Source organism: Kitasatospora cinereorecta, from assembly GCF_024172095.1.
GTDB lineage: Bacteria > Actinomycetota > Actinomycetes > Streptomycetales > Streptomycetaceae > Kitasatospora > Kitasatospora cinereorecta.
Genome location: NZ_JAMZDX010000001.1, coordinates 217,835 through 240,858, shown reverse-complemented (window position 1 = coordinate 240,858; position 23,024 = coordinate 217,835). Strand labels below are relative to the sequence as shown.

General features: G+C 73.2%; 17 protein-coding genes. 6 read left to right on the top strand and 11 right to left on the bottom strand.

Annotated features, from left to right (window positions below; all coding sequences use genetic code 11):
* Positions 1-379 precede the first annotated feature (379 nt).
* A complete protein-coding gene (locus tag FHR36_RS01185) occupies positions 380-1,069 on the bottom strand; it encodes an iron-dependent transcriptional repressor DtxR (RefSeq protein ID WP_253792923.1) in 690 nt (229 codons plus the stop codon).
* Between the two features lie 210 nt (positions 1,070-1,279).
* Here FHR36_RS01185 and FHR36_RS01180 point away from each other — a divergent pair, with 210 nt between their 5' ends.
* The 3 genes from FHR36_RS01180 to FHR36_RS01170 all read left to right on the top strand — a co-directional run bounded on the left by FHR36_RS01180 (position 1,280) and on the right by FHR36_RS01170 (position 4,051).
* Positions 1,280-2,047 carry a sugar isomerase domain-containing protein gene (locus FHR36_RS01180; RefSeq protein ID WP_253792921.1) on the top strand — a complete coding sequence of 256 codons (768 nt, stop codon included), beginning with the start codon at positions 1,280-1,282 and terminating at the stop codon, positions 2,045-2,047.
* A 155-nt stretch (positions 2,048-2,202) separates the two neighbouring features.
* Positions 2,203-3,141 carry a DUF4231 domain-containing protein gene (locus FHR36_RS01175; RefSeq protein ID WP_253792918.1) on the top strand — a complete coding sequence of 313 codons (939 nt, stop codon included), beginning with the start codon at positions 2,203-2,205 and terminating at the stop codon, positions 3,139-3,141.
* Positions 3,142-3,184: 43 nt separating this feature from the next.
* Entirely contained in the window at positions 3,185-4,051 is an 867-nt protein-coding gene (locus tag FHR36_RS01170) for an alpha/beta fold hydrolase (RefSeq protein WP_407660794.1), read from the top strand.
* Positions 4,052-4,058: 7 nt separating this feature from the next.
* Here FHR36_RS01170 and FHR36_RS01165 read toward each other — a convergent pair whose 3' ends face one another.
* The 7 genes from FHR36_RS01165 to pdxH form a co-directional block, all read right to left on the bottom strand.
* On the bottom strand, positions 4,059-5,003 hold the full coding sequence (locus FHR36_RS01165; protein WP_253792916.1) for a 2-hydroxyacid dehydrogenase: 945 nt from the start codon (positions 5,001-5,003) through the stop codon (positions 4,059-4,061).
* Positions 5,004-5,132: 129 nt separating this feature from the next.
* Positions 5,133-9,140 carry an FxSxx-COOH system tetratricopeptide repeat protein gene (gene fxsT, locus FHR36_RS01160; RefSeq protein WP_253792914.1) on the bottom strand — a complete coding sequence of 1,336 codons (4,008 nt, stop codon included), beginning with the start codon at positions 9,138-9,140 and terminating at the stop codon, positions 5,133-5,135.
* Positions 9,141-9,238: 98 nt separating this feature from the next.
* A complete protein-coding gene (locus tag FHR36_RS01155) occupies positions 9,239-10,483 on the bottom strand; it encodes a TIR-like protein FxsC (protein ID WP_253792912.1) in 1,245 nt (414 codons plus the stop codon).
* 93 nt (positions 10,484-10,576) lie between these two features.
* The gene (locus FHR36_RS01150; RefSeq protein WP_253792910.1) at positions 10,577-11,419 is read right to left on the bottom strand and encodes an AAC(3) family N-acetyltransferase; all 843 of its coding nucleotides are present in this window, start codon (positions 11,417-11,419) and stop codon (positions 10,577-10,579) included.
* A complete protein-coding gene (locus FHR36_RS01145) occupies positions 11,419-13,818 on the bottom strand; it encodes an FxsB family cyclophane-forming radical SAM/SPASM peptide maturase (protein ID WP_253792908.1) in 2,400 nt (799 codons plus the stop codon). The genes FHR36_RS01150 and FHR36_RS01145 overlap by 1 nt, the downstream gene beginning before the upstream one ends.
* A gap of 37 nt (positions 13,819-13,855) precedes the next feature.
* Positions 13,856-14,038 (bottom strand): FxSxx-COOH-like cyclophane-containing RiPP peptide, encoded by a 183-nt coding sequence (locus FHR36_RS01140; protein WP_253792906.1) that lies wholly within the window; start codon positions 14,036-14,038, stop codon positions 13,856-13,858.
* 252 nt (positions 14,039-14,290) lie between these two features.
* A complete protein-coding gene (gene pdxH / locus FHR36_RS01135) occupies positions 14,291-14,914 on the bottom strand; it encodes a pyridoxamine 5'-phosphate oxidase (protein ID WP_253794638.1) in 624 nt (207 codons plus the stop codon).
* Between the two features lie 395 nt (positions 14,915-15,309).
* Between pdxH and FHR36_RS01130 the strand changes: the two genes are divergently transcribed.
* Complete coding sequence (locus FHR36_RS01130) at positions 15,310-16,410, top strand: citrate synthase 2 (protein WP_253792904.1); 1,101 nt, start codon at positions 15,310-15,312, stop codon at positions 16,408-16,410.
* Positions 16,411-16,601: 191 nt separating this feature from the next.
* Complete coding sequence (serC, locus tag FHR36_RS01125; protein WP_253792902.1) at positions 16,602-17,720, top strand: phosphoserine transaminase; 1,119 nt, start codon at positions 16,602-16,604, stop codon at positions 17,718-17,720.
* Between the two features lie 148 nt (positions 17,721-17,868).
* Here serC and FHR36_RS01120 read toward each other — a convergent pair whose 3' ends face one another.
* Complete coding sequence (locus FHR36_RS01120; RefSeq protein ID WP_407660774.1) at positions 17,869-18,828, bottom strand: AraC family transcriptional regulator; 960 nt, start codon at positions 18,826-18,828, stop codon at positions 17,869-17,871.
* A 74-nt stretch (positions 18,829-18,902) separates the two neighbouring features.
* Here FHR36_RS01120 and FHR36_RS01115 point away from each other — a divergent pair, with 74 nt between their 5' ends.
* Complete coding sequence (locus FHR36_RS01115) at positions 18,903-20,672, top strand: glycoside hydrolase family 35 protein (protein WP_253792900.1); 1,770 nt, start codon at positions 18,903-18,905, stop codon at positions 20,670-20,672.
* Between the two features lie 37 nt (positions 20,673-20,709).
* Here FHR36_RS01115 and thpR read toward each other — a convergent pair whose 3' ends face one another.
* Positions 20,710-21,300, bottom strand: coding sequence for an RNA 2',3'-cyclic phosphodiesterase (gene thpR / locus FHR36_RS01110; protein ID WP_253792898.1), 591 nt, complete (start codon positions 21,298-21,300; stop codon positions 20,710-20,712).
* A 175-nt stretch (positions 21,301-21,475) separates the two neighbouring features.
* The gene (locus tag FHR36_RS01105; protein WP_253792896.1) at positions 21,476-22,966 is read right to left on the bottom strand and encodes an MFS transporter; all 1,491 of its coding nucleotides are present in this window, start codon (positions 22,964-22,966) and stop codon (positions 21,476-21,478) included.
* Positions 22,967-23,024: the final 58 nt, after the last annotated feature.

Sequence of the window (23,024 nt, the reverse complement as noted above, 5' to 3'; positions counted from 1 at the left end):
GCAAGCCGCTCGGACGAGTGACAACGCTCAAGGATTGCGCCCATCTGCCGAGGGGATCATCACTCTCGACAGCACAGGGCGAGCAGCACGAGGAGGGGCACCTGGGCCGGGAGGGCCGCCGGAGGGCGTTCGGTCGGGGAAGCCGAACGAGGCGGGTCGGAGGGGATCAGGGAGGGAACCGAGGAGGGGATCCGGAGGGGATCAGGGAGGGAAGAAGGGGGAGCCGCAGCACCCGCCGGGCTCGGGGTGGTGGGTGGAGCGGTCGGAGGGGATCAGGGAGGGAACGACCGAGGCCCGGTGCGTGGGGACGCACCGGGCCTCGGCCCCACCCCGAGCACGGACCGGCCACGTGCGGGCCGAACGCCTGCGGACCGATCGCCTACGGCTGGGCGACGAAGACGTGCGCGGCGATCTCCTTGCCGAGCTCGGCCGCGCTCTCGCCGGTGCCGACCAGCACCCCGCCGATCCCGGACGAGACCTGCACGGTCGCACCCGGGCGGACACCCGCCCGGCGCAGCGTACGCATCAGGTCACCGTCGGTCTGGATGGGCTCGCCGATCCGGCGGACCACCACGTGAGCCGCCTCCGCCGCGGCGACCGCGTCCAGCGTCACCAGGCCGGCGTCGAAGCCCTCGCCCTCGGCCTTGGCGTCGCCCAGCTCGTCCAGCCCCGGGATGGGGTTGCCGTACGGGGACTGGGTCGGGTGGCCGAGCATGGCGAGCACCTTGCGCTCGACCGTCTCGCTCATCACGTGCTCCCAGCGACAGGCCTCCTCGTGGACCTGCTCCCACTCCAGGCCGATCACGTCGACCAGCAGGCACTCGGCGATCCGGTGCTTGCGCATGACCCGGACGGCGAGCCGGCGGCCCTCCTCGGTCAGCTCCAGGTGGCGGTCCTCCGCGACCTGGAGCAGGCCGTCGCGCTCCATCCGCCCCACCGTCTGGCTGACCGTGGGCCCGCTCTGCTCCAGACGCTCGGCGATCCGGGCCCGCATCGGCGTGATGCCCTCTTCCTCCAGCTCCAGAATGGTGCGGAGGTACATCTCAGTCGTGTCGATCAGCCCAGACATCGGCCCTGGCTCCGTTCCTCGGTGTCCTCACCGCCAATTCTGACGTACCGCACCGACAACCGACCCCGCCCGGTGGCTACGCCCGGACCTTTTCGTACCGGTTGACAGCGGACCGCCCCAGGCAGCACCGTGCACGCCGTATCTTTCTCCATGGTGCGGTCTGGACCACCCGACCGCCCGCAGTGTGGACGGACTGGACGGAGCCTTCCGATGACCGACCTGGTCGGGCAGTACTTCGACGCCGCCGTGGCCCACCTCGAGCGGGTCCGCACCGAGGAGGCCGCGAACATCGACGCCGCCGCCGAGCTGCTGGCCGCGGCGGTGGCGGACGGCCGGCGGATCTTCACCTTCGGCGCCGGCCACTCCTCGCTGGCGGCCCAGGACGTGGTGTACCGGGCCGGCGGCCTGGTGGTGATCAACCTGCTGAACGTGCCGGGGATGACCGGCGTCAACGTGATGCCGGCCCCGCTCGGCAGCGCCCTGGAGCGGGTCTCCGGACTGGCCACCACCACCCTGGACCTGACCCCGGCGGCCGCCGGCGACCTGCTCTTCCTCATCTCGCTCTCCGGCCGCCAGGTGATGCCGGTCGAGCTTGCCCGGCACGCCCGGGAGCGCGGGATGACGGTGATCGGCGTGACCTCGCTGGCCTACCCGGTGGCCGAGGTCGGCTCCAACCACCCGTCCGGGACGTACCTGAAGGACAACTGCGACCTGGTACTGGACAGCAAGATCGCGGTCGGGGACGGCGAGCTGGACCACCCCGCGGCCGGGGCGCCGTTCGGTTCGGTGTCCACCATTGTCACCAGCGCCCTGATGCAGGCGGTGGTGGCCTCGGCGATCGGCAGGCTGGCCGACCGGGCCCAGCGCGGTGAGGGCAGCACCCCGCCGCTGTTCCGCAGCGGCAACGTGGACGGCGGGACGGAGTGGAACGCCAAGGCGATGGCGGACAACGCGGAGCGCATCCTCTACGCCTGGTGACCCGCCCCGGACTCCGCCCGAACGGCCTCCGGACGGTGGCGACATGAACTCCTCATCCCGGGGGATGCCCGCGCCCGTGCCTGGGTAGGACTTGTGCGACCGGTGCTGGGCGACGGACGGGGGCGGACGTGGCGGGGGCGGGCTCGATCGGGTTCGTGCGGGAGCAGGACCTGCTCCCGCGGCTGTTCTGGGCCGCCGACGAGGCGTCCCTGCAGGGCCAGGGCCGGGCGGTGGCGCTCTCCCGGTGGGAGCTGGTGCTGCTGGTGGCGGCCGCCTTCACCGGCTCGGCCGACGGTTCGCTCTGGGCCTGGGCCGCGGCCGCCGCGTACCTCGGCGCGCTGTTCATGGCCACCGTGATGGCCCGGCAGAACCCGCAGCGGCTCTGGTACGACGGCCGGGCGGTCGCCGAGTCGGTGAAGACCCTGGTGTGGAAGTACGCGGTGCGGGCCGACTCCTACCAGCCGCCGCCCCGCAAGCTGCCGGACGCCGAGCGGCTCTACGACATCCAGCTCACCGGCCTGCTCGACGAGTTCGAGACCGAGCAGGTGATCCCCAACATGTCGCAGATGTCCGCCGAGCTGACCGGCTGGCGGGCGCCGATGCGCCACCCGCAGATCACCGAGCGGATGGAGCAGCTGCGCGACCAGCCGCTGCCGGTGCGCCGCGAGGTGTACGTCCGGGAGCGGGTCCGCACCCAGCGGGACTGGTACCAGAACAAGGCGGTGTACTGCCGCAACGCCGCCCGGCGGGCCGGCCGGCTGGCGATCGTGCTGCCGCTGGCGGGCCTGGCGCTGGCGGTGCTGCGGGCGCTCGGCTGGTTCACCTTCGACGCGCTCGGCGCGATCTCGGCGGTGGCCGCCTCGATCGCCGCCTGGGCCCAGCTGCGGCAGTACCGGCCGCAGGCGGCCGCGTACACGCTGGCCGCCGCCGAGCTGTCCAAGGTGGAGGTCCAGCTGGCCCGCCTCGACGTGGGGTCGACGGACGCCGAGGAGATCTGGGCGCGCCTCGCCCGGGACGCCGAGGACGCCATCTCCCGCGAGCACACCACCTGGCAGGCCCGTCGCGAGGTCCGCAGCCTGGACCTCCCCAGTTGACCCGGCCGATCCGGCCACCCCGTCGAGCAGGAGGTTCCGCGTGGTGACACGGATGGTCGAGGCGGCAGGCGGGCGCACGCTGGCGGTCGAGACCTCCGGGGACCCGCACGGGCTCCCGGTGTTCCTGCTGCACGGCACCCCGGGCAGCCGCAGCGGTCCGGCGCCGCGCAGCAGCGTGCTGTCCCGGATGCGGGTGCGGCTGATCTCCTTCGACCGGCCCGGGTACGGCGACTCCACCCGGCTGCCCGGCCGCGCGGTCGCCGCCGCCGCGGCCGACGTGGCGACCATCGCGGACGCGCTGGGCCTCGGTCGCTTCGCGGTGCTGGGCCGCTCCGGCGGCGGGCCGCACGCCCTCGCCTGCGCCGCGCTGCTGCCCGAGCGGGTGACCCGGCTGGCGGTGCTGGTCAGCCTCGCCCCACGCAACGCCGAGGGACTGGACTGGTACGGCAGCATGACGCCGTCCAACGAAGCCGCCTACCGGCAGGCCGAACTCGGCCAGCCGCAGATCGCCGGCGCCTTCCAGGCCCGCTCCAACGTGATCCGGCGCGACCCGGCCCAACTGCTCCGCGACCTGGTGCCGGAGCTGCCGCTCACCGACCGCTCGGTGGTCTCCGACCAGGGGATCCGCCGGATGCTGGTCTCCACCTACCGGCAGGCCTTCCGGTACGGCGCCGCCGGCTGGATCGACGACGTGCTGGCCTTCATCTCCGACTGGGGTTTCGAGGTGGAGTCGATCCGCCGCCCGGTCCGGCTGTGGCACGGCGCGGACGACCAGTTCTCCCCGGTCGAGCACTCCCGCTGGCTCGCCGACCACATCCCCGGCGCGGAGCTCTACCTGGAGCCGGGGGCCGCGCACTTCGGGGCGTTCAAGGAGATGGCCCGCGCGATCCGCTGGGCCGCGGACGGCTGACCAGGCCTCAGCCGACCGGGGTGACCGGGTCCTTGCCGTCGAGCACGGCGAGCACGTTGTCCACGGCGAGGTTGCCCATCGCCTGCCGGGTCCGAACGGTGGCGCTGCCCAGGTGGGGCGCCAGGACCGCCCGCTCCTGCGCCAGCAGCGCCGGGTCCACCTCCGGCTCCCGCTCGAAGTTGTCCACCGCCGCGGCGAACAGGTGACCGCTGTCCAGCGCCGCCGCCAGCGCCGCCTCGTCCACCACGCCCGCCGTCATGCTGACCACCACCGCACCGGCCGGCAGCCGGGCGATCCGCTCGGCGTCCACCAGGTGCCGGGTCGCCTCGTTCAGTGGGCAGGTGACCACCAGGACGGTGGAGGTGGCGAGCAGCTCGTCGAGCGGACGCCAGGTGGCGCCCTGCTCGTCCGCCTCCGGCAGCCGGCTGCGGTTGTGGTAGCTCACCGGCATGTCGAAGCCGGCCGCCCGGCGAGCCACCGCTTGGCCGATCCGGCCCATGCCCAGGATGCCGAGCGGCGTGTCCGCCAGCTCCAGCCCCAGCATGAACGTCGGCGCCCACGCCCACGGGCGGCCCGAGCGCAGCAGCCGCTCGCCCTCCCCCAGCCGGCGGGTGGCCGCCAGCAGCAGCGCCCATGCCATGTCCGCGGTGGCACCCGTCAGCACGCCCGGCGTGTTGGAGACCAGCACCCCGCGGGCCGCGCACGCGGCGCGGTCGATGTTGTGGGTGCCCACCGCGTGGTTGGCCACGATCCGCAGCGACGGCCCGGCCGCGTCCAGGAACGCGGCGTCGACGGTGTCGTCCAGGGTGGTGATCACGGCCGTGCGGCCGCGCACCGCCCGGAGCAGCTCGGCCCGCGCGAGCGGCTCCTCGCCGTCGTGGACGATCGCACGGTCACCGAGACGGTCGGCGACGCCGGGGGCAAGACGGCGGGTGACGAAAACCTGGGACATGGGCGCAAGCATGTCAGGGGCGCGAGGAACTGCGCGACCGACCATGCACCCAGGTAGAGCGATGGCTGGTCGCGCAGTTCTCCCCCAGCCTTCGGCCGGGAGGTGCCCCCACGCGCCCCTGTGGTTGGCCTACATGGGTTGGGGCTCCAGGTCGCGGTTGATGCGCTGCCAGCCGCGGCAGGCGGAGACGCTCGGGTGGTCCTCGCCGAAGAGTTCGACCAGCCCGGCGAGGGCTCGCATGCGGTGCGCCTCCGCCTCGTTGCGCCGGCCGGCGGCGCGGAGCGTGACGGCGAGGTTGGACTGGGCGACCAGCGAGTCGGGGTGTCCGGCGCCGTACCGGTCGAGCAGGCCGTCGAGGGCGGCGCGGCCGATCCGTTCGGCGTCGGCGAGCCGGTTGTTGTCGCCGTAGGCGTTGGCGAGGTTGAGGGTGGCGTTGAGCGTGAAGGGGTGCTCGGCGCCGAGCACCCGGGAGAGGCCGGAGACGGCCTGTTCGCCGTGGCGGATGGCGCCGTCGAGGTCGGCGCTGCCGCGCAGGTAGATGCCGAGGTTGTTCTCGCAGGCGAGGGTGAACGGGTGGTCCTCGCCGAGCAGCCGCCGGTGGCCCTCGTACGCTTCGCCGGCGATGTCGCGGGCGGTCTCCTTGTCGCCGGCGGCGCTGAGGTCGGCGGCGAGGTTGAGCCGGCAGGCGAGCGAGTCGGCGTGGTCGGGGCCGTACCGGTCCATGTACCGCTGGTACGTCCGCTCGGTGATCTCGCGGGCCTCGGCGTAGTCGCCGCCGCGGCGCAGTGAGACGGCGAGGGACTTGGAGTTGCGGAGGTCCTCGGGCAGGTCGGACTGCGCGAGGCTGGCGAAGGCTTCAAGGACTTCGCGGAGCAGTTCAACGGAGTTCTTGTAGTCGCCCATCTCGCGCAGGTCGCGAGCGAGGTTGGACTTCGAGGCGAGGGTGTAGGGGTGGTGGGGGCCGAGGACTGCGGCACGGCGTTCGGCGGTGTCCTGGTCGAGGTCGCGGGCGGCGTCGCTGTTGCCGACGAGCCGGTGGTCGATGGCGAGGTTGTTGGCGACGGAGAGGGTGCGCGGGTCGTCCTCGCCGAAGAGTTCGATGAACTGGTCGTAGGTGTCGAGGTCCATCGCCAGGGCTTCCTGGAAGCGGTTGAGGTAGCGCAGGTCGGCGGCGAGGGAGCTGGCGGTCATCAGGGTGTACGGGTTGTGTTCGCCGAGGAGGTCGCGCTGGGCGGCGAGGGTGGACTGGTTGAGGGCGAGGGCTTCGGTGTAGGAGCCCTGGGAGCGCAGCACGTTGGCGATCTGGAGCCGGAGGCTGAGGATCTGGCGCAGCCAGGTGCGGTGTTCGACCGGGTCGGTCTCGCTCTCGGAGCGGGTGGTCCAGTTGCTGTCGAGCTGGCGGCCGAGTTGGAGGGCCTGGTCGAGGTCGACGCGCTTCCACAGGTAGCGGACGCGGTCGATGAGCAGCTCGCGGACGTCCTTCTCGTCGCAGTCCTGGGCCCGGGAGGGGGTCAGGTGCGGCCAGATCTTTTCCAGGGTGGGCCAGTTGACGGGGTCGTCGGTGTCGCCGCGGGAGGGGCGGGCGCTGACCAGGATGCCGTGGACCTGGTGCATGGCGGTGTTGCGGTCGGCGTCGCTCATGCCGCTGCGGACGACGGCCTGGACGAGTCGGTGGACCTGGAAGGAGTCGCTGGCGGCGTCGGTCTTGGCGAGGGCGTAGCGGCTGACGGCGCGCAGCACCTTGCCGAGCAGGAAGGTGTCGGTGAGTTCGGGGTCGTACGGGTAGAGGGCGAGTCGCATCTGCTCGGAGAAGAAGAACTGGCGCAGCGAGATCGGCTCGGGGGCGAAGAAGGCGCACAGTTCGAGCAGGCGGACGGCGGCGGGGGACTGCTCGCGCAGCCGGGCGATGGAGACGTTCCAGGTGAGGCCGACCGGGGTGGGGTAGTCGGCGGGGGTCTCGCCGGCGGCGAGCACCCGGGTGGCTTCGGCCTTGAGCTGGTTGACGTAGGCGTCGACGGGGGTGCGGGTGGTCTCCAGCCAGGCGGCGGCGACCTCGACGGCGAGCGGGAGGTCGCCGACGGCTTCGGCGACCCGGTCGGCGTCCTGCCGGGTGAGGTTGCGGACCCGGCGGGTGAGGTGGTCGATGGACTCGGTGCGGTCGAAGACGTCGACGTTGAGCACGCCGGCCTGGCCGGACCAGCCCTGGTTGCGGGAGGTGACCAGGATGTGGCCGGGTCCGTCGGGGAAGTAGCGGCGGATGTCGGTGGGTTCGTCGGCGTTGTCGAAGATCAGCAGCCAGTTGGGGGTGGGGATGCCCTGGCGGAGGGCGTCGCGGGCGGCCTGGGCGGCCTCGTTGACGTTGTCGCCGACGCGCAGGCCGAGCCGGCCGGCGAGTTCGGCGAGGTCGACGACGACGTTCTCGCTCTGCTCGGCGTCGATCCACCAGACCAGGTCGTAGTGGGACATGTAGCGGTGGGCGTACTCCAGGGCGACCTGGGTCTTGCCGACGCCGCCGAGGCCGTAGAGGGTCTGCGGCGGGGGCAGGACGGCGGTGGTGCCGCCGGAGAGCTGGGCGCGCAGATCGTCCAGCACCTTGATCCGGCCGGTGAAGGAGTGGTTGCGCTGCGGGACCTGCCAGAAGGTGGGGCGGGTGCCGGGGAAGCGGGGTGCGCCGGGGGAGCGTTCGGGCAGTTCGGGCTCGGTGCGGCCGAGGGCGCGCAGCAGGGTGAGGGCGGCGGCCTGTTCGTCGCGGCCGATCAGGTCGACGGGGTTGCGGCTGTTGTACGGCGCGGTGAGGCGGACGTCGCTGACCCGGACCGGGATGACCTGCCGTCTGGCGCCGGCCGGGTCGGCGATGATGGTGCGGTCCCACAGGGCCTGGGCCTGCGGGGACTGCAGGTAGCCGGCGGAGAGCAGTGCGATGGTGCGGTAGGCGGAGTCGATGCCGCGCTCGGTGGCGGAGCGGGGGTTGGCGCCGGCGGAGGCGTCGCGGGGGACCACCCGGAAGCCGGCATCGGTGAGCAGTGCGGCGATCCAGTCGGCCCAGGCGCGGTCCTCGGGGACGTAGCTGAGGTACAGGTCGGCGGGGGCGGTGGGGCGGCGCCGGACGAAGCCGTCCAGGTGGCGCAGCCGGACGTCCTCGGGCATCACGGGCAGGCCGACCACCCGGCCCTGGGTGACCTCCCGGGTGAGGCGTTCGCAGGCGGCCAGCATGGAGCCGGGCAGGCCGGGCTGGTCGCCGAACGGGGCGAGGATCTCCTCGTAGGCGTAGAACGGGCGGTAGGGGATCTCCACACCGGTCCAGTAGCGGGCGAGTTCGGGTTCGCTGAGGCCGGCGGGCAGGCCGGAGAACTTGATCCTGGCCAGGGCGCGGCCGGCGTCGGCCTTCTCCTTCTCGCCCTCGTCGATCCGCATCGGGACGGGCAGGATCCGGATGTTCCGGTCGCCGTAGCGGTCCTCGATGACCCGGGCGATCCGGGAGGCGCCGTCGATGGACTGGTCGCTGAGGGTGAAGCAGACCACCAGGTCGTCGGGCATCTCGACGGTGCAGATGTCGGCGGTGTCGGTGAGGCCGGTCCGGCTGTCGATCAGGACGTAGTCGTAGCGGCGCTTCATGTCGCTGCGCAGGCTCTGGATGAAGTTCTGGCCGTCGTAGCGTTCGTAGAGCAGGTCCCAGTCGACCCGGGAGTTGCCGGAGTAGTCGCGGTTCTGCTGTCCGGCCGGGACGAAGTCGATCTTTCCGCCGGCCGGGAACTGGTTCCAGGCGAGCGAGATGGCGTGGCGGTGGATGCGGGTGAAGTCCTCGTACCAGTCCGGCTCGCGCTCGATCGGGCGGCGGGCCTCGTCCAGGTAGTCGGCGAACAGGTCCATGATGCCGGTGGTGGCGGCGACCACGTCCGGATCGAGGAACGGCCGGAAGAACTGGCCGAGGCCGGGCGCCTCCAGGTCCCAGTCGACGGTGAGCACCCGGTGGCCGTTGGCGGCCAGGATCCAGGCGGTGTTGGCGAGCGCCATGGTCCGGCCGGTGCCGCCCTTGTAGGAGTAGAAGGTGATGATGCGGCCCTGCCGGTCCTCGGTTGCCCCCGTGTCGCGGCGGCGGCCGTAGGCCTGCGGGCTCCTGGCCGTCCGATCGTTCATGGCGTCCCTCCCCCATTCCCGCGACCCCCGCGGCCGCCGGCGTGCTTGTCGTCCCGTGCCACCGGGCGGTGTCCCGACCGCCCGGCTTCTGTCCGAACTCATGCGCCCAGTCGGGGTCTTCGGGGGGCCGCCGGAACCGGCCGGCCGTTGGACTGCTGCTCGAAGGCGGTGCTGGCCCGCATCACGGCCCGTTCCATCTCGCCGCGGAACTCGTCGAGGCTGCCGGGGGTGCCGGTGGAGCCCTCCTCGCGCAGGCTGGGCTTCTGCCGGCCGGAGCGGGTGGTGGAGAGCACGGTGTCGCCGATCTCGTTGAGCATCCGCTCGTGGTCGCGGCACTGCTGGTCCTCGCGGTTCCACGGCTCCAGCACGCTGAGCCAGGCGAGGTTGCGCCGGTCGACCCGGCGGACCGTCTCGGAGCGCCGGGAGTCCAGCAGGGCCCACCGGTCGACCAGCAGCACGCTCGGCGCGGTCGCCCGGTCGGTGGTCAGCAGCGACTCGGCCTCGTCCTCGAACTCGTGCACGGTGGGCTGGAAGCCCATGCCGCGGGCCACGTCGGCGGCGTCCTCGACGAGCGGGCGGCGCGAGGGCGGCCGGAAGGGCTGCCAGTCGGTGCGCTGCTCGCCGTAGCAGGACGCGCTGCGCTGCGGCGGCAGTTCGGGGCTGTGGTACGAGTACACCGAGATCCGCACCCGGTCGGTGGGCTCGGGCGGTTCGAAGGCGGACGGCTGCGCCTCGAACTCCAGCGGCTGGCCGATCGGGATGACGGTCTGGTCGGCGACGTCGACGATCCGCTGGGCCAGGCGCAGCACGGCGGTGGCGTACTGGGAGCGGTAGGAGTCGATCTTCATCAGCGCGTACAGGCCCTCGGCGGCGTAGTCGGCGCCGAAGCTGTCGTGGCTGAACTGGAGTTCACTGGCCACCCGGGGCAGCCGGTAGTGGTCCATCGAGACCCACAGGGCCGGCACGATGCCGGTGGCCCGCTCGGCGGTGGGCCGGCGCTGGTAGACCGAGCGGCGGGTGAAGGCGTGCCACTCCTTGCCGCAGGCTTCGCTCTTGAAGTAGCGCGGCGAGTAGAGCGGGACGAACACCCGGCAGTTGGCCAGTTCCCAGGAGAGCCGTTCGGCCCACTTCTGGCCCTGGTGCATCGAGCGGTCCATGAAGCCGATCGGGTCGCCGGCCGGGATGTCGGTGATCTGGAGGATCGCCTCGCTGAGGTCCGCGAACAGCCGTCCGACCCAGTGGTTCGGGTCCACCCCGCGGGAGTTGACTCTCGGGGTGTGGGCGTAGCTCAGGAAGAAGTACGGTCGGGCCGACCCCTTGCTCCTGCCCGTAGGGCCGTTCACACGCGCCTCCCCCGAGACCGCCCGTCACCTGATCCCCGCGAGCGGGCTTTCAGTCTAGGAAGGAGTCCTTCCCCAACGGAATAGCGCGTGACCTCAACTGTTCGTTTTCTGAAGGAAAGCGAATGTCAGATTGACTGCTTTTCGGATCGGCACCAGATAGCAGTGCGCCGCCCCGAGCTGCCCCTCCACCCGGTCGGTGAGCTCCCGGTCCAGGTGGCGGCCGAGGTCCTCCAGGTGCCCGTCGCGGATCTCCACCGCCTGGAAGTGCCGCCAGTGCCGGCCCCACTTGTCCTCCATCACGCAGCCGTAGAGCTGCATCGGCGGACGCTCCAGCCAGTACTCGGCCAAGTGCACCGGGGTGATGTTCCAGATCGGCAGACCGATCAGCAGCGCCCGCGCCCCGCCGTCGTACAGCTTCTGGACCGGCGAGTGCGGGCCGAGGTGGCTGTGCAGTTCGTGCTCCGCCATCAGCCGCACCGCGTCCCGGCCGATCGCCGTGAACGAGGTCTGCGGGTGGTCGCTGCGCACCGCCCGCGGGTGCGCCCGGACCTCCTCGGAGAACCAGCCGAGCAGGGGGGTGGACCGGGTGACCTCCCGGTCGAAGGCCGGCATCCCGGCCTGGTGGCGCGACTGCTCCTGCGGGGAGCGGCCCTCGACCAGGGCGCGCGCCATCCGCGAGGTGTCGGAGTTCTCCGGGCAGGCGGTGTACACCACCAGCGTGCCCTCGGGGCCGAGCACCGTGAGCAGCGCCCGGAGCAGCTCGGCCGGACCGCCCGCGATCGTCCCGATCGAGCGCAGCGAGGAGTGCACCAGCAGGGTCTCGCCGGCCGCGAGGCCCATCGCCCGCAGATGGTCGACCAGATCGGTGAAGGACCAGCTCGGCTCCTCGACGCCGGCGCCGGCGCCGGCGCCGGGGAGCAGGTTCTCCAGCAGCATCAGCGGCGGCCCACGGCCTCGGCGCGGGCCCGGAACTCGGCGAGGTTCTCGGCCGCCGCCTGCCGGGCGGCGGCCTCGGCGCCCGCCCCGACCGGCAGGGCGAGCCAGGGCTCCACGGTCGCCGCCATGCCCTCGGTGAAGCGCAGTCCGAGCGGGGTGAGCGCGCCCGAGCCGGCCAGTACCTCCACCGCCCGCGCGGTGTGCCCGCGCCAGGTCGCCAGCTGCACCCGGGCATGCTCGGCCGGCTCGCTCGCCAGCCCGTCGTACGCCCGCACCCGAGCCGCCCAGAACTCGGTGACCGCCAGGTGCGCGTAGGTGCCCTGGAACAGGCCCTCCAGCGGCCGGGGATCGGGCCGCCACGGCGCGTGGAACAGCCGCTCCTCGGCCCGGTCGTACAGGTCGTGGAAGTCCAGCACCGCGCCCAGCTTGACGTGCTGGAACTCGTGGGCGATCAGCAGGGCGAGGATCGGCGCGGTGGCCGGCCGGGCGATGCCCACCGCCCCGAACGCCTGCCGGGCGGCGGCGCTGACGTCCCGCCCCTCGGACCCGGACCGCAGCGGGGTGATGGTGGACAGGCCGCCGCGGATGCCCGGGGCGTACCCGGGCAGGTCGCGGCCGATCAGCTCCCAGGCCTCCCGCAGCGCCCCGCTCCAGGCCAGGTACGCCTCCTCCGGCAGCCGCTCCTCGACCGGCCACTGGTGGCTGTCGCGCTGCGGGTCGGTGTCCTCCAGCGCCACCGTCCAGCCGCCGGCCAGCGAGGTCCGCCGGACCGGCTGCCAGCGGCCGTCGCCCGGCGCGTCCCAGCCGACCCGCACCCCACCGGCGGTGAAGCCGTCCGCGTCCCCGGCGAGCACCGTCTCGCCGTCGCCGCCGACCAGCAGCCGGCCCAGCGTCGGCAGGTGGACGGCCCCGGCCCGGACCGGCAGCGGCAGCTCGAAGGAGCGCCCGGCCCGCAGCGCCGCCGCCGCGGCCAGCTCCGCCAGCCCGCCGAGGTCGGCGCCCGGCTCGCCCTGGAGGCAGCGCACCGCCCAGGCCCGCGCGTACGGGTGGGCCAGCACGGCGTCCAGCGCCGGGCCGTCGCCGCCGTCCAGCGAGGCGATCAGGCCCCAGGCCGGCGAGGCCGCGCCGACGGCCGCCACCAGCTTGCGGGTGAGCCCGAGTTGGGCCGCGGCGAGGGCCCGGACCGTGGCCCCGCCGCCGTAGCCGGCCGCCAGTTCACCGAGCTGGCGCTCGGTCAGTACCGGCTCGCGCGGGCCCTCCTGGGCCGGGACGCCGGGGGTCGCGACCACCCGGTCGCGGATGGTCGTGATCAGTTTCAACAGGTCACCACAGAAGACGGACGGGTTGTGGAAGTCGGACCCCGTGCGGTACCGGTGCGCGTACAGGCCGCCGCCGCAGGAGCGGACCACCGGGCAGCCGCGGCACTCCTCGGCCAGCCCGGCCAGCCCGGACTGCCGGGCGACCATGCCGGGATGGGCGGCGACCTCGTCCAGCGCGTGCTCGAACACCGAGAAGCCGGTGGCGGGAGCGCCGTCGTAGGCGGTCTTGAGGCTGTCCGCCTGCTCGAAGGTGCCGTCGGTCTCGACGACCACCAGGTCGGCGGGGTCGAGGCCGAGCGACTCGGTCAGGCTGGAACGGCCGCGCAGGGTCCGGTGGATCGAGTCGAAGGTGCGCACCGGAACGGGCCGGCCGAGCTCCTCCCAGCGCCGGTGGACCGCCAACAGCCAGTCGGCGTACGGGGTTTCCCCCATGCCCGCGGGCCGGTTCGGGGGCTGGTCCCAGGTCGCGTGCGGGAGCAGGAAGTCGATCCGCGGCGGTTCCAGCGCGACCAGCGCCTCCAGCACCGCCACCGGGTCGTTCTCGACGTCGATGGTGCACAGCAGCCCGGCGTACAGGTGCCGGTACGCCGGGCGGCGCAGCAGCTCCACGGCGGCGAGCACCCGGGCGTGGCTGCTGCGCCCGTCGGCGAACCGCCGGTGCCGGTCGTTGGCGGCGCGGTCGCCGTCCAGTGAGACGCCCACCTTGATGCCGTGCTCGGCGAAGAGGTCGCAGAACCGCTCGCTCAGCAGCACGCCGTTGGTGTGGATGCGCAGGTCGAGCGCACAGCCCTCGGGCAGGGCGGCGCGCAGCAGTTCGGCGGCCCGGCCGAGCAGCGCGGGCCCGGCGAGCAGGGGCTCGCCGCCGTGCAGCACCACGTGGACGGCGGGCAGTTCGTGGGCGCGGGCGTGCTCGGCGATCCGCTCCGCGGTCCTCGCCAGGACCGCCTCGGACACGGCCCGCGGTTTGCCGCGCCAGCTGGTGTCGGCGTGCTCGTAGACGTAGCAGTGGTCGCACGCGAGATCGCAGCGGCTGTGCACCTTCAGCACGAACTGCGAGAACGGCACCAACGGGCGCGGCATGGGATCGTACGGACTCGGGCGGACGCGACCGGCCGGGTCAGATCGAGGAGTTGAAGGCGGCCACGGCCACCTGGCCGCCGTCCCCGCCGGGCAGGGCGCGGTACAGCTGCGCGGTGAGCTCCTCGGTGCCGAGGGCCGCGAGCGCGGCGAGCGAAGGCCTCGTGTCCGGCTCCTCGACGCGCGCGCTGTCGGCGGGCTTGGTGGCGAGTGCGGCGACCATGATGACTCGTTTCTGCGCCTGCTCGGCGCGAGACAGGCCCCGGCGTCCTGAGCCGAGAATTCACCCGGATCGACCATATCGCGCGCTACCCCGATTCAGGCGGCCAAAACCCGCAACCCATAAGGCCATTCGGGTCGTTTTCACCCCCGGTTGGCCGAACCGCATGACACGGCGTTGACCACCCGTCACACTCGCCCGAGCAGTCCGGCAGGCCCGACCCGCCCTCATGCCGTGGGTGAGCGGAGGCGCCGGTCACGGACAGAGGCGCTCGACCCGCCAGCCGTCACCGTCGGCGACGAAGCGGAGGCGGTCGTGGAGGCGGTTCTCGCGGCCCTGCCAGAACTCGACCGTCCGCGGGACCACCCGGTAGCCGCCCCAGAACGGCGGGACGGGGACGCCCTCGCCCTCGGGGTAGCGGGCGGCCAGGTCGGCGTAGCGCTGCTCCAGCACCTCGCGGCTCTCCACCGGGCTGGACTGCTCGCTGGCCCACGCGCCGAGCTGGGAGCCGTGCGGGCGGGTGCGGAAATAGGCGGCGGTCTCGTCCCGGCCGATCTTCTCGACGGTGCCGCCGACCTCCACCTGGCGGGCCAGCGCGATCCACGGGAAGAGCAGCGACGCCCGGGGGTTGGCGGCCAGGTCGGCGCCCTTGCGCGAGCCGTAGTTGGTGAAGAACACGAAGCCGCGCCGGTCGTAGCCCTTGAGCAGCACCGTCCGGGAACTGGGCAGGCCGTCCGCGTCGGCGGTGGACAGCACCATCGCGTTGGGCTCCACCACGCCGGCCTCCTCCGCCTCGTGGAACCAGCGGGTGAACTGGCCGATCGGGTCGGCGGCGAGCTGCCCCTCGGCCAGGCCCTCGTGCTGGTAATGCTTGCGCATCACGCTGAGGTCCGGGCCGGGCCGGGCCCCGGTGGGCGTGGACAGGGCTGTCGGGTGGCGTTCCGCGGTAGGCACGCCAACATCATCCCGTACGACAAGCGTCGGACACCGCTACGTCCGCGCAAACACCTGGAGATATGGTGGCTCGCCACCGCTTCACGACCCGTCGTACGGGGAATCGTCCGGTATGACCCGGATCTTCCCGGAACATCCGCCGAGGACGCCGGACACGACAGGGGGTCGAGCGGCCCGTGGGGGAAACATCACCGTGGTGGTGTATGGCGCAATGCACTCCGTGCCTGACAGGCTGACACCGAGTGCCAACCACCATCGGTCACCGGCGCGTCGTCCCACCATGGCCGCGCGTCGTGTCTGATCACTGAAGGAGCCGTCTGATGTCCGATTTCGTACCCGGGCTCGAGGGAGTAGTCGCCTTCGAGAGCGAGATCGCCGAACCCGACCGTGAGGGCGGCGCCCTGCGCTACCGCGGTGTGGACATCGAGGATCTGGTGGGGCACGTCTCCTTCGGCCAGGTCTGGGGCCTGCTGGTGGACGGCAAGTTCGCCCCGGGCCTGCCGGCCGCCGAGCCGTTCCCGATCCCCGTCCACTCCGGTGACATCCGGGTCGACGTGCAGTCCGCCCTCGCGATGCTCGCCCCGGTCTGGGGCCTGAAGCCGCTGCTGGACATCTCCGCCGAGCAGGCCCGCGACGACCTCGCCCGCGCGGCCGTCATGGCGCTCTCGTACGTGGCCCAGTCGGCGCGCGGCCAGGGCCTGCCGATGGTCCCGCAGCGCGAGATCGACAAGGCCGAGACCATCGTCGAGCGGTTCATGATCCGCTGGCGCGGCGAGCCCGACCCCAAGCACGTCAAGGCCGTCGACGCCTACTGGACCTCGGCCGCCGAGCACGGCATGAACGCCTCCACCTTCACCGCCCGCGTCATCGCCTCCACCGGCGCCGACGTGGCGGCGGCGCTCTCCGGCGCCGTCGGCGCGATGTCCGGCCCGCTGCACGGCGGCGCCCCGTCCCGCGTGCTCGGCATGATCGAGGAGATCGAGCGCACCGGCGACGCCGTCGGCTACGTGAAGCAGGCCCTGGACAAGGGCGAGCGCCTGATGGGCTTCGGCCACCGCGTCTACCGCGCCGAGGACCCGCGCGCCCGCGTGCTGCGCCGCACCGCCAAGGAGCTCGGCGCGCCGCGCTTCGAGATCGCCGAGGCGCTGGAGAAGGCCGCGCTGGAGGAGCTGCACAACCGCCGCCCCGACCGCGTGCTCGCCACCAACGTGGAGTTCTGGGCCGCGATCATGCTGGACTTCGCCGAGGTCCCGGCGCACATGTTCACCTCGATGTTCACCTGCGCCCGGACGGCCGGCTGGTCGGCCCACATCCTGGAGCAGAAGCGCACCGGCCGCCTGGTCCGCCCGGCCGCCCGCTACATCGGCCCGGGCTCCCGCCGCCCGGAAGAGGTCGACGGCTGGGACCAGATCGCCCACTGACACGTTGGGGTGAAACCCCCGGGTCCGCCACCAGGGGCGCGGGGAACTGCGCGCGCGGCCATGCACCTCCGTAGAGGGCTGGTCGCGCAGTTCCCCGCGCCCCTGACAGGTCTGCCCCGCTCCGCCCATCCGACATCTCAGGGGACGGACGACGGTCCCGCTCCCGCAACGCGAAACAGTAGGCTGCGCCCGTGGCTCAGATTCAGATCCCCGCCGACAATCTGCCCGCCGACGGCCGCTTCGGCTGCGGCCCCTCCAAGGTGCGACCCGAGGCGCTGAGTGCCCTCGCCGCCACCGGAACGTCCCTGCTGGGCACCTCGCACCGCCAGGCCCCGGTCAAGAACCTGGTCAAGCGCGTCCGCGAGGGCGTCGCCGAGCTCTTCTCCCTCCCCGAGGGCTACGAGGTGGTCCTCGGGAACGGTGGTTCCACCGCGTTCTGGGACATCGCCGCCTTCGGCCTGGTCCGGGAGAAGTCCCAGCACCTGAACTTCGGCGAGTTCTCGTCCAAGTTCGCCTCCTCGGTGAAGGCCGCCCCGTGGCTGGCCGAGCCGTCCGTGATCAAGACCGAGCCGGGCACCCACCCGCTGCCGGTCGCCGAGGCGGGCGTGGACGTCTACGCGCTCACCCACAACGAGACGTCGACCGGTGTCGCGATGCCGATCCGCCGCCCCGAGGGCGCGGACGCCGGCTCGCTGGTCCTGGTGGACGCCACGTCCGGCGCCGGCGGCCTGCCGGTGGACATCCGCGAGACGGACGTCTACTACTTCGCCCCGCAGAAGTCGTTCGCCTCCGAGGGCGGCCTGTGGCTGGCCACCTTCTCGCCGGCCGCCCTGGAGCGCGCCGCCGAGATCGCCGCCTCCGGCCGGTACATCCCGCCGTTCTTCGACCTGCCGACCGCGATCGACAACTCGTCGAAGGACCAGACGTACAACACCCCGTCGCTGTCCACCCTCTTCCTGCTGGCCGACCAGCTGGAGTGGCTGAACGGCCAGGGCGGTCTGGACTGGGCAGTGGCCCGTACGGCCGAGTCCTCCTCGATCCTGTACTCGTGGGCCGAGAAGTCCTCCTACGCGCAGCCGTTCGTGGCGAAGGCGGAGGAGCGCTCGCAGGTCGTCGGCACGATCGACTTCGACGCGTCGATCGACGCCGCCGCAATCGCCAAGGCACTGCGTGCCAACGGCATCGTGGACACCGAGCCGTACCGCAAGCTGGGCCGCAACCAGCTGCGCATCGCGATGTTCCCGGCGATCGACCCGGCGGACGTCGAGAAGCTCACCGCCTGCATCGACTACGTGGTCGAGCAGCTCTGACCGAGCACACGAAGGCCCCCGCTCCGGACGGAGCGGGGGCCTTCGGCGTTCACTTCCGGACCAGGGCGCTGACGATCACCACCACGAGCAGCAGCACCAGTGCGCCGGTCACGATCCGCATGCGAGTCTTCGGGTCCACGATTCGAGGTTAGTCGGTGGCCCGGCGGGCCTCCGCACTGCCCCGCTCGGGGCCGTACAGCTCGGTCAGCTCCCGGGCCAGCTCGGCCCGGCCGACGGCGCGGAGCTGGCCGTCGCCGCGGTACTGCTGGGCCCGGAACACCGAGGGCGCGACCCCGACCCGGCGGGTGAAGATCCGGGTGAAGTACGCCGGGTCGTCGTAGCCCACCCGGCGAGCCACCGCCGCCACCGGCAGCTCGCTGGCCGCGAGCAGCTGCTTGGCCTCGTTGAGGCGGACGGTCAGCAGGTACTCCTTCGGCCCGACCGCCCCGACCGCCTGAACGGCCCGGCGCAGCTCGGGGACGGTCATGCCGGCCCGCCGGGCGTGTTCGGAGACGGACAGCGGCAGGCAGGCGTCGCGGCGCAGCACCTCCAGCACCGGCTCGCCGGCCGGGTCGAGGTCGGCCCGGTGGCGGCGCAGCTCGACCAGCAGCTCGTGCACGGCGGCGGCGGCCTCCACCCCGGTCAGCGGGCCGCCGCGGCGGCACACGCCGGCGATCCTGGCGATCACCCGCTGGGCGGACTCGGTCGCGGTCAGCGGCACCACCGCGGTGTCCGGCAGCAGGCCGAGTTCGGCGTAGGCGGCGGTGGCGGCGCCGGTGAAGTCGACGAAGGACTCGGACCAGCCGTCCCCGTCCGGGGCGTAGTGGTGCGGCACGCCGGGGCGCAGCCACAGCACGGCGGGGGCGGTCACGGGCTGCCGGGTGCCGTCCGGGGCGGCGAACCAGCCGCGTCCGCTGCTCACCACCACCGCCACCCAGTGGTCCAGGGTGCGCGGCCCGACGGTGGGCAGCCGGCCGCGCTGCATGCCGACGCCCAGGCACGCCAGCCCGGTGCCCAGCTGGAGCGGGCCCGGGGTCAGGTAGTGCCACCAGCGCTCCACGTACTCCTCCTCGCCCGTCCGGCCGCCCCGTCGGTGCGCGGCCGCCACGGTCCACGACAATCCAACACGCCGCCGGAGTTTGTCCATGGCTCCGGCAGGCGCTTTCCCGCAGGCTGGAGGGCATGCTCACCTACGACTCCACCGGTTTCCGGCTGGACGGACGTCCGCTGCGGATCCTCTCCGGCGCCATGCACTACTTCCGCACCCGCCCCGAACAGTGGCCGCAGCGCCTCGCCGCGCTGCGCGCCATGGGTCTGAACACCGTCGAGACGTACGTGCCGTGGAACCTGCACGAGCCCGGTCCCGGCCGGTACGAGCGGCTCGGCGAGCTCGGCGACTTCCTCGACGAGGCCCACCGGCAGGGCCTGTGGACGATCGTCCGCCCGGGCCCGTACATCTGCGCCGAGTGGGACAACGGCGGGCTGCCCGGCTGGCTGACCGCCCGGGTGGGACGCCGGGCGCGCACCGCCGACCCCGAGTACCTGGCCGCGGTGGACGCCTTCTTCGACGCGCTGCTCCCCCAGGTGGTCGAGCGCCAGCTCGGACGTCCGGGCGGCAGCGTGCTGATGGTCCAGGTGGAGAACGAGTACGGCTCGTTCGGCGGCGACGCCGAGTACCTGGCGCACCTCGCCCGGGGCCTGCGGGAGCGGGGCGTCACCGTACCGCTGTTCACCTCGGACGGCCCAGAGGACCACATGCTGGCGGCCGGCACCGTGCCCGGGGTGCTGGCCACGGTGAACTTCGGCTCCGACCCGGAGGAGGCGTTCGCCCTGCTGCGGCGCCACCGTCCGGACGACCCGCCGTTCTGCATGGAGTACTGGAACGGCTGGTTCGACCACTGGGGCAAGCCGCACCACGGCCGGGACGCCGACGACGCCGCCGACACGCTGCGCCGGATCCTCGCCGCCGGCGGCTCGTTCAACATCTACATGGCGCACGGCGGCACCAACTTCGGCACCACCGCCGGCGCCAACCACGCCGACCCGCCGTTCAACTCCACCGACTGGACGCACTCGCCGTACCAGCCGGTGACCACCTCCTACGACTACGACGCCCCGCTGGACGAGCGCGGCGCGCCCGCCGCCAAGTACGAGCCGTTCCGGCAGGTGATCGCGGAGTTCGCCGCGGCGCACCCGGAGGAGGCCCGCTACGCCGACGGCCGGACCCCCGAACTCCCCGAGCCCGCGCCGGTGCTGCCCGCCGCCACGGTCGAGCTGACCGCGTTCGCGCCGTTCCCGTTCGAGCCGGCGGTCACCTCCCCGGTGGCGCCCACCTTCGAGGAACTCGGGCTGGAGCACGGCCTGGTCCGCTACACCGTGCGGGTGCCCGACCTCAGCGGCGAGCACCCGCTCGCCATCGAGGGCCTGCGCGACCGGGCCACCCTGTGGCTGGACGGCAAGCGGACCGCCGAACTCGAACGCGGCGTCCCGCACGAGCCGGTCACCGCCTCCGGCGGCACCGAGGTGCGGCTGCTGGTGGAGTCGCTGGGCCGGGTGAACTACGGCCCGCAGGTCGGCGAGACCAAGGGCGTCACCGGCGGCATCCGGCACGAGCGCCAGTACCTGCACGGCTGCCGCGCCGAGGTCGGCCGCCTCGACCCGCTCCCCGTCACCGAGTACCGCCCCGGCGGCCCCGGCCCGGAGACGCTCGCCCGCGGCGAGCTGCGGCTGGCCGAGACCGGCGACACCTTCCTCGCCGTCCCCGGCGGGCACCACGGCTACCTCTGGGTCAACGGCTTCCTGCTCGGCCGCTACGACGCCCGCGGCCCGCAGATCACCCTCTACTGCCCCCAGCCGCTGCTGCGCACCGGCGCCAACGAGATCACGCTCCTGGAACTCGGCGACGCCGCCCCGGCCGCGGTCGAGCTGCGCGCCGGCCCCGACCTGGGCTGAGCCGGGCCGAGCCGAGCCGGGGTACGGCCGCAGTCCGCTACGCCTCCCACCTGGCCAGCGGCCAGGCACGGACCGAGGTGTAGCGGGCCGGCCCGTACCCCAGCTCGCTGCGCATCAGGTGCAGCTCGGACGCCTCCCACTCGCTTCCCCGCCACCCCTCCAGCGCGGCCGCCATCAGCTGCAGCTCCCCCGCCGCCAGCCGTCGCGTCGCCCTCCGCTGCCCGTGCGTGGAGCCCGCCCTGGCCAGCGTCAGATGCGGATGGAAGCCGTGCTGGTCGGACTCGATCCCCGCCTCCTCGACCACCGTCCGCACCCCCTCCGCCAGCCGCCGCAGCGCCCACGTCTCGCCGTCGAACCCGACCCACAGCACCCGGTCGCCGAAACAGCCCGCGCCGGCCAGGCGCAGCCGGTGCACCCCGTGCTCGTCGGCGACCCGGCCCAGCCGCTCCTCCAGCGCCGGTACGTCGGCGGCCGGGACCTCGCCGAGGAACGCGAGCGTCAGGTGCCACCCGTCCGGGTCGCTCCAGCGCAGCCGGTCCGCGCCGGACAGGCCGTGCAACGGCGCTGCGGCGTCGGACAGCTCCTGCAACGCCTCGACCGGCGGGTTGACCGCCACGAACAGCCTCATGCGCCCATCAAAGCAGGGGCGCGAGGAACTGCGCGACCAGCCACCCGCTCACGTAGAGGGATGGTCTGGCGCGCAGTTCCTCGCGCCCCTGAACAGGAATTGGCCGACCTCGTTGGTCTCGCCGGCCCCGTGGTCGGCCTCGCAGTTCCCCGAGCCCCTGGTGGAGGAACCAGGACTAGCAGGCCGTGGCCAGCGCGCTCGGGTTGGCGTGGCGCGGGACGACGGCGAAGACCCGTCCGCGGCGTGCCGGGTGGCGGTCGAAGGCGAGTCGCAGGTCGGCCGCGCGGGCGAGGACGAGCGCGACGGTACCGGCGGCCGCGGCGGAGACGAGGCCGCAGGCGAGCAGGCCGAAGCGGGGTCCGTAGGTGGCGGTGACCCAGCCGACGACGGGGGCGCCGATCGGGGTGCCGCCGGTGAAGACGAGGACCAGCAGTCCCATCACCCGTCCCCGCATCTCGGGGTCGGTGGCGAGTTGCAGCGCCGAGTTGACGGAGGTGTTGAAGGTCAGCCCGAACACGCCGATCAGGGTGAGCAGGATCGCGAAGGTCCAGTACCCGGGCGCGAACGCGGCCAGCACCTCCAGCGCGCCGAAGGCGATCGCGGCGCCGACCAGTCCCCGCATGCGCGGGGCCCCGCGCCGGGCGGCGAGCAGGGCGCCGGCCAGCGAGCCGACCGCCATCGCGGTGTTGAGCAGCCCGTACTCGCCCGCGCCGACCTTGAAGGTGTCGTGGGCGAAGCCGGCGAGCAGGGTGGGGAAGTTGAACCCGAAGGTGCCGATGAAGCCGGCCAGGACCATCGGCCAGAGCAGTTCGGGGCGTTCCTTGACGTACCGCAGGCCGTCGCGCAGCTGGCCCTTGCTGCGCGCGATCGGCGCAGTAGGCCGCAGTTCGCTCTCCCGCATGGCGAGCAGTCCGCCGATGACGGCGGCGAAGGACAGCGCGTTGACGGCGAAGGCCCAGCCGCTGCCGACGGCGGCGATCAGCAGGCCGGCGACGGCGGGGCCGACGAGCCGGGCGGTCTGGAAGTTGGCGGCGTTCAGGCTGACGGCGTTGGCCAGGTCCTTGCCGGGCACCATCTCGCTGACGAAGGCCTGCCGGGTCGGGTTGTCGACCACCGTGACCAGGCCGAGCAACAGGGCGAAGACGTACACGTGGCCGGCGGTGACCAGGCCGGTGACGGTCAGTACGGCGAGTCCGGCGGCGAGCAGGCCCATGGCGCCCTGGGTGGCGACCAGCAGGCGCCGCTTGGGCAGGCGGTCGGCGAGGACGCCGCCCCACAGGCCGAGCAGCAGCATCGGGAGGAACTGCATGGCGGTGGTGACGCCGACGGCGAAGGGGCTGCCGGTCAGGCTCAGGACCAGCCAGTCCTGGGCGATGCGCTGCATCCAGGTGCCGGTGTTGGAGACCACCTGGCCGGCGAAGTAGTAGCGGTAGTTGCGGATCCGGAGGGAGGAGAACATCCCCCCGGGGCGGGTGAACCTGCCACCCGTCGGAGCGGCGGGTCGGGCCGCCGCGGTGCGTTCGTCGGGGTCGTCGTCGCCGGTGCCGGGCAGGCCCACGGGGGCGGGCGCCTGGCTCTCGGCGGTGGCAGCGGTGGATGCTGCCGGCTCGGTGGTGGAGTCGTAGGTGCGGTTGGCGGCGGCAACGGCTGCGGCCGGCGGTGTCACGGTGGTCTCCCCTCGGCGCGCGGCGGCACTCCGTGCTGCCGCCGCGCTGCGTGTTTCT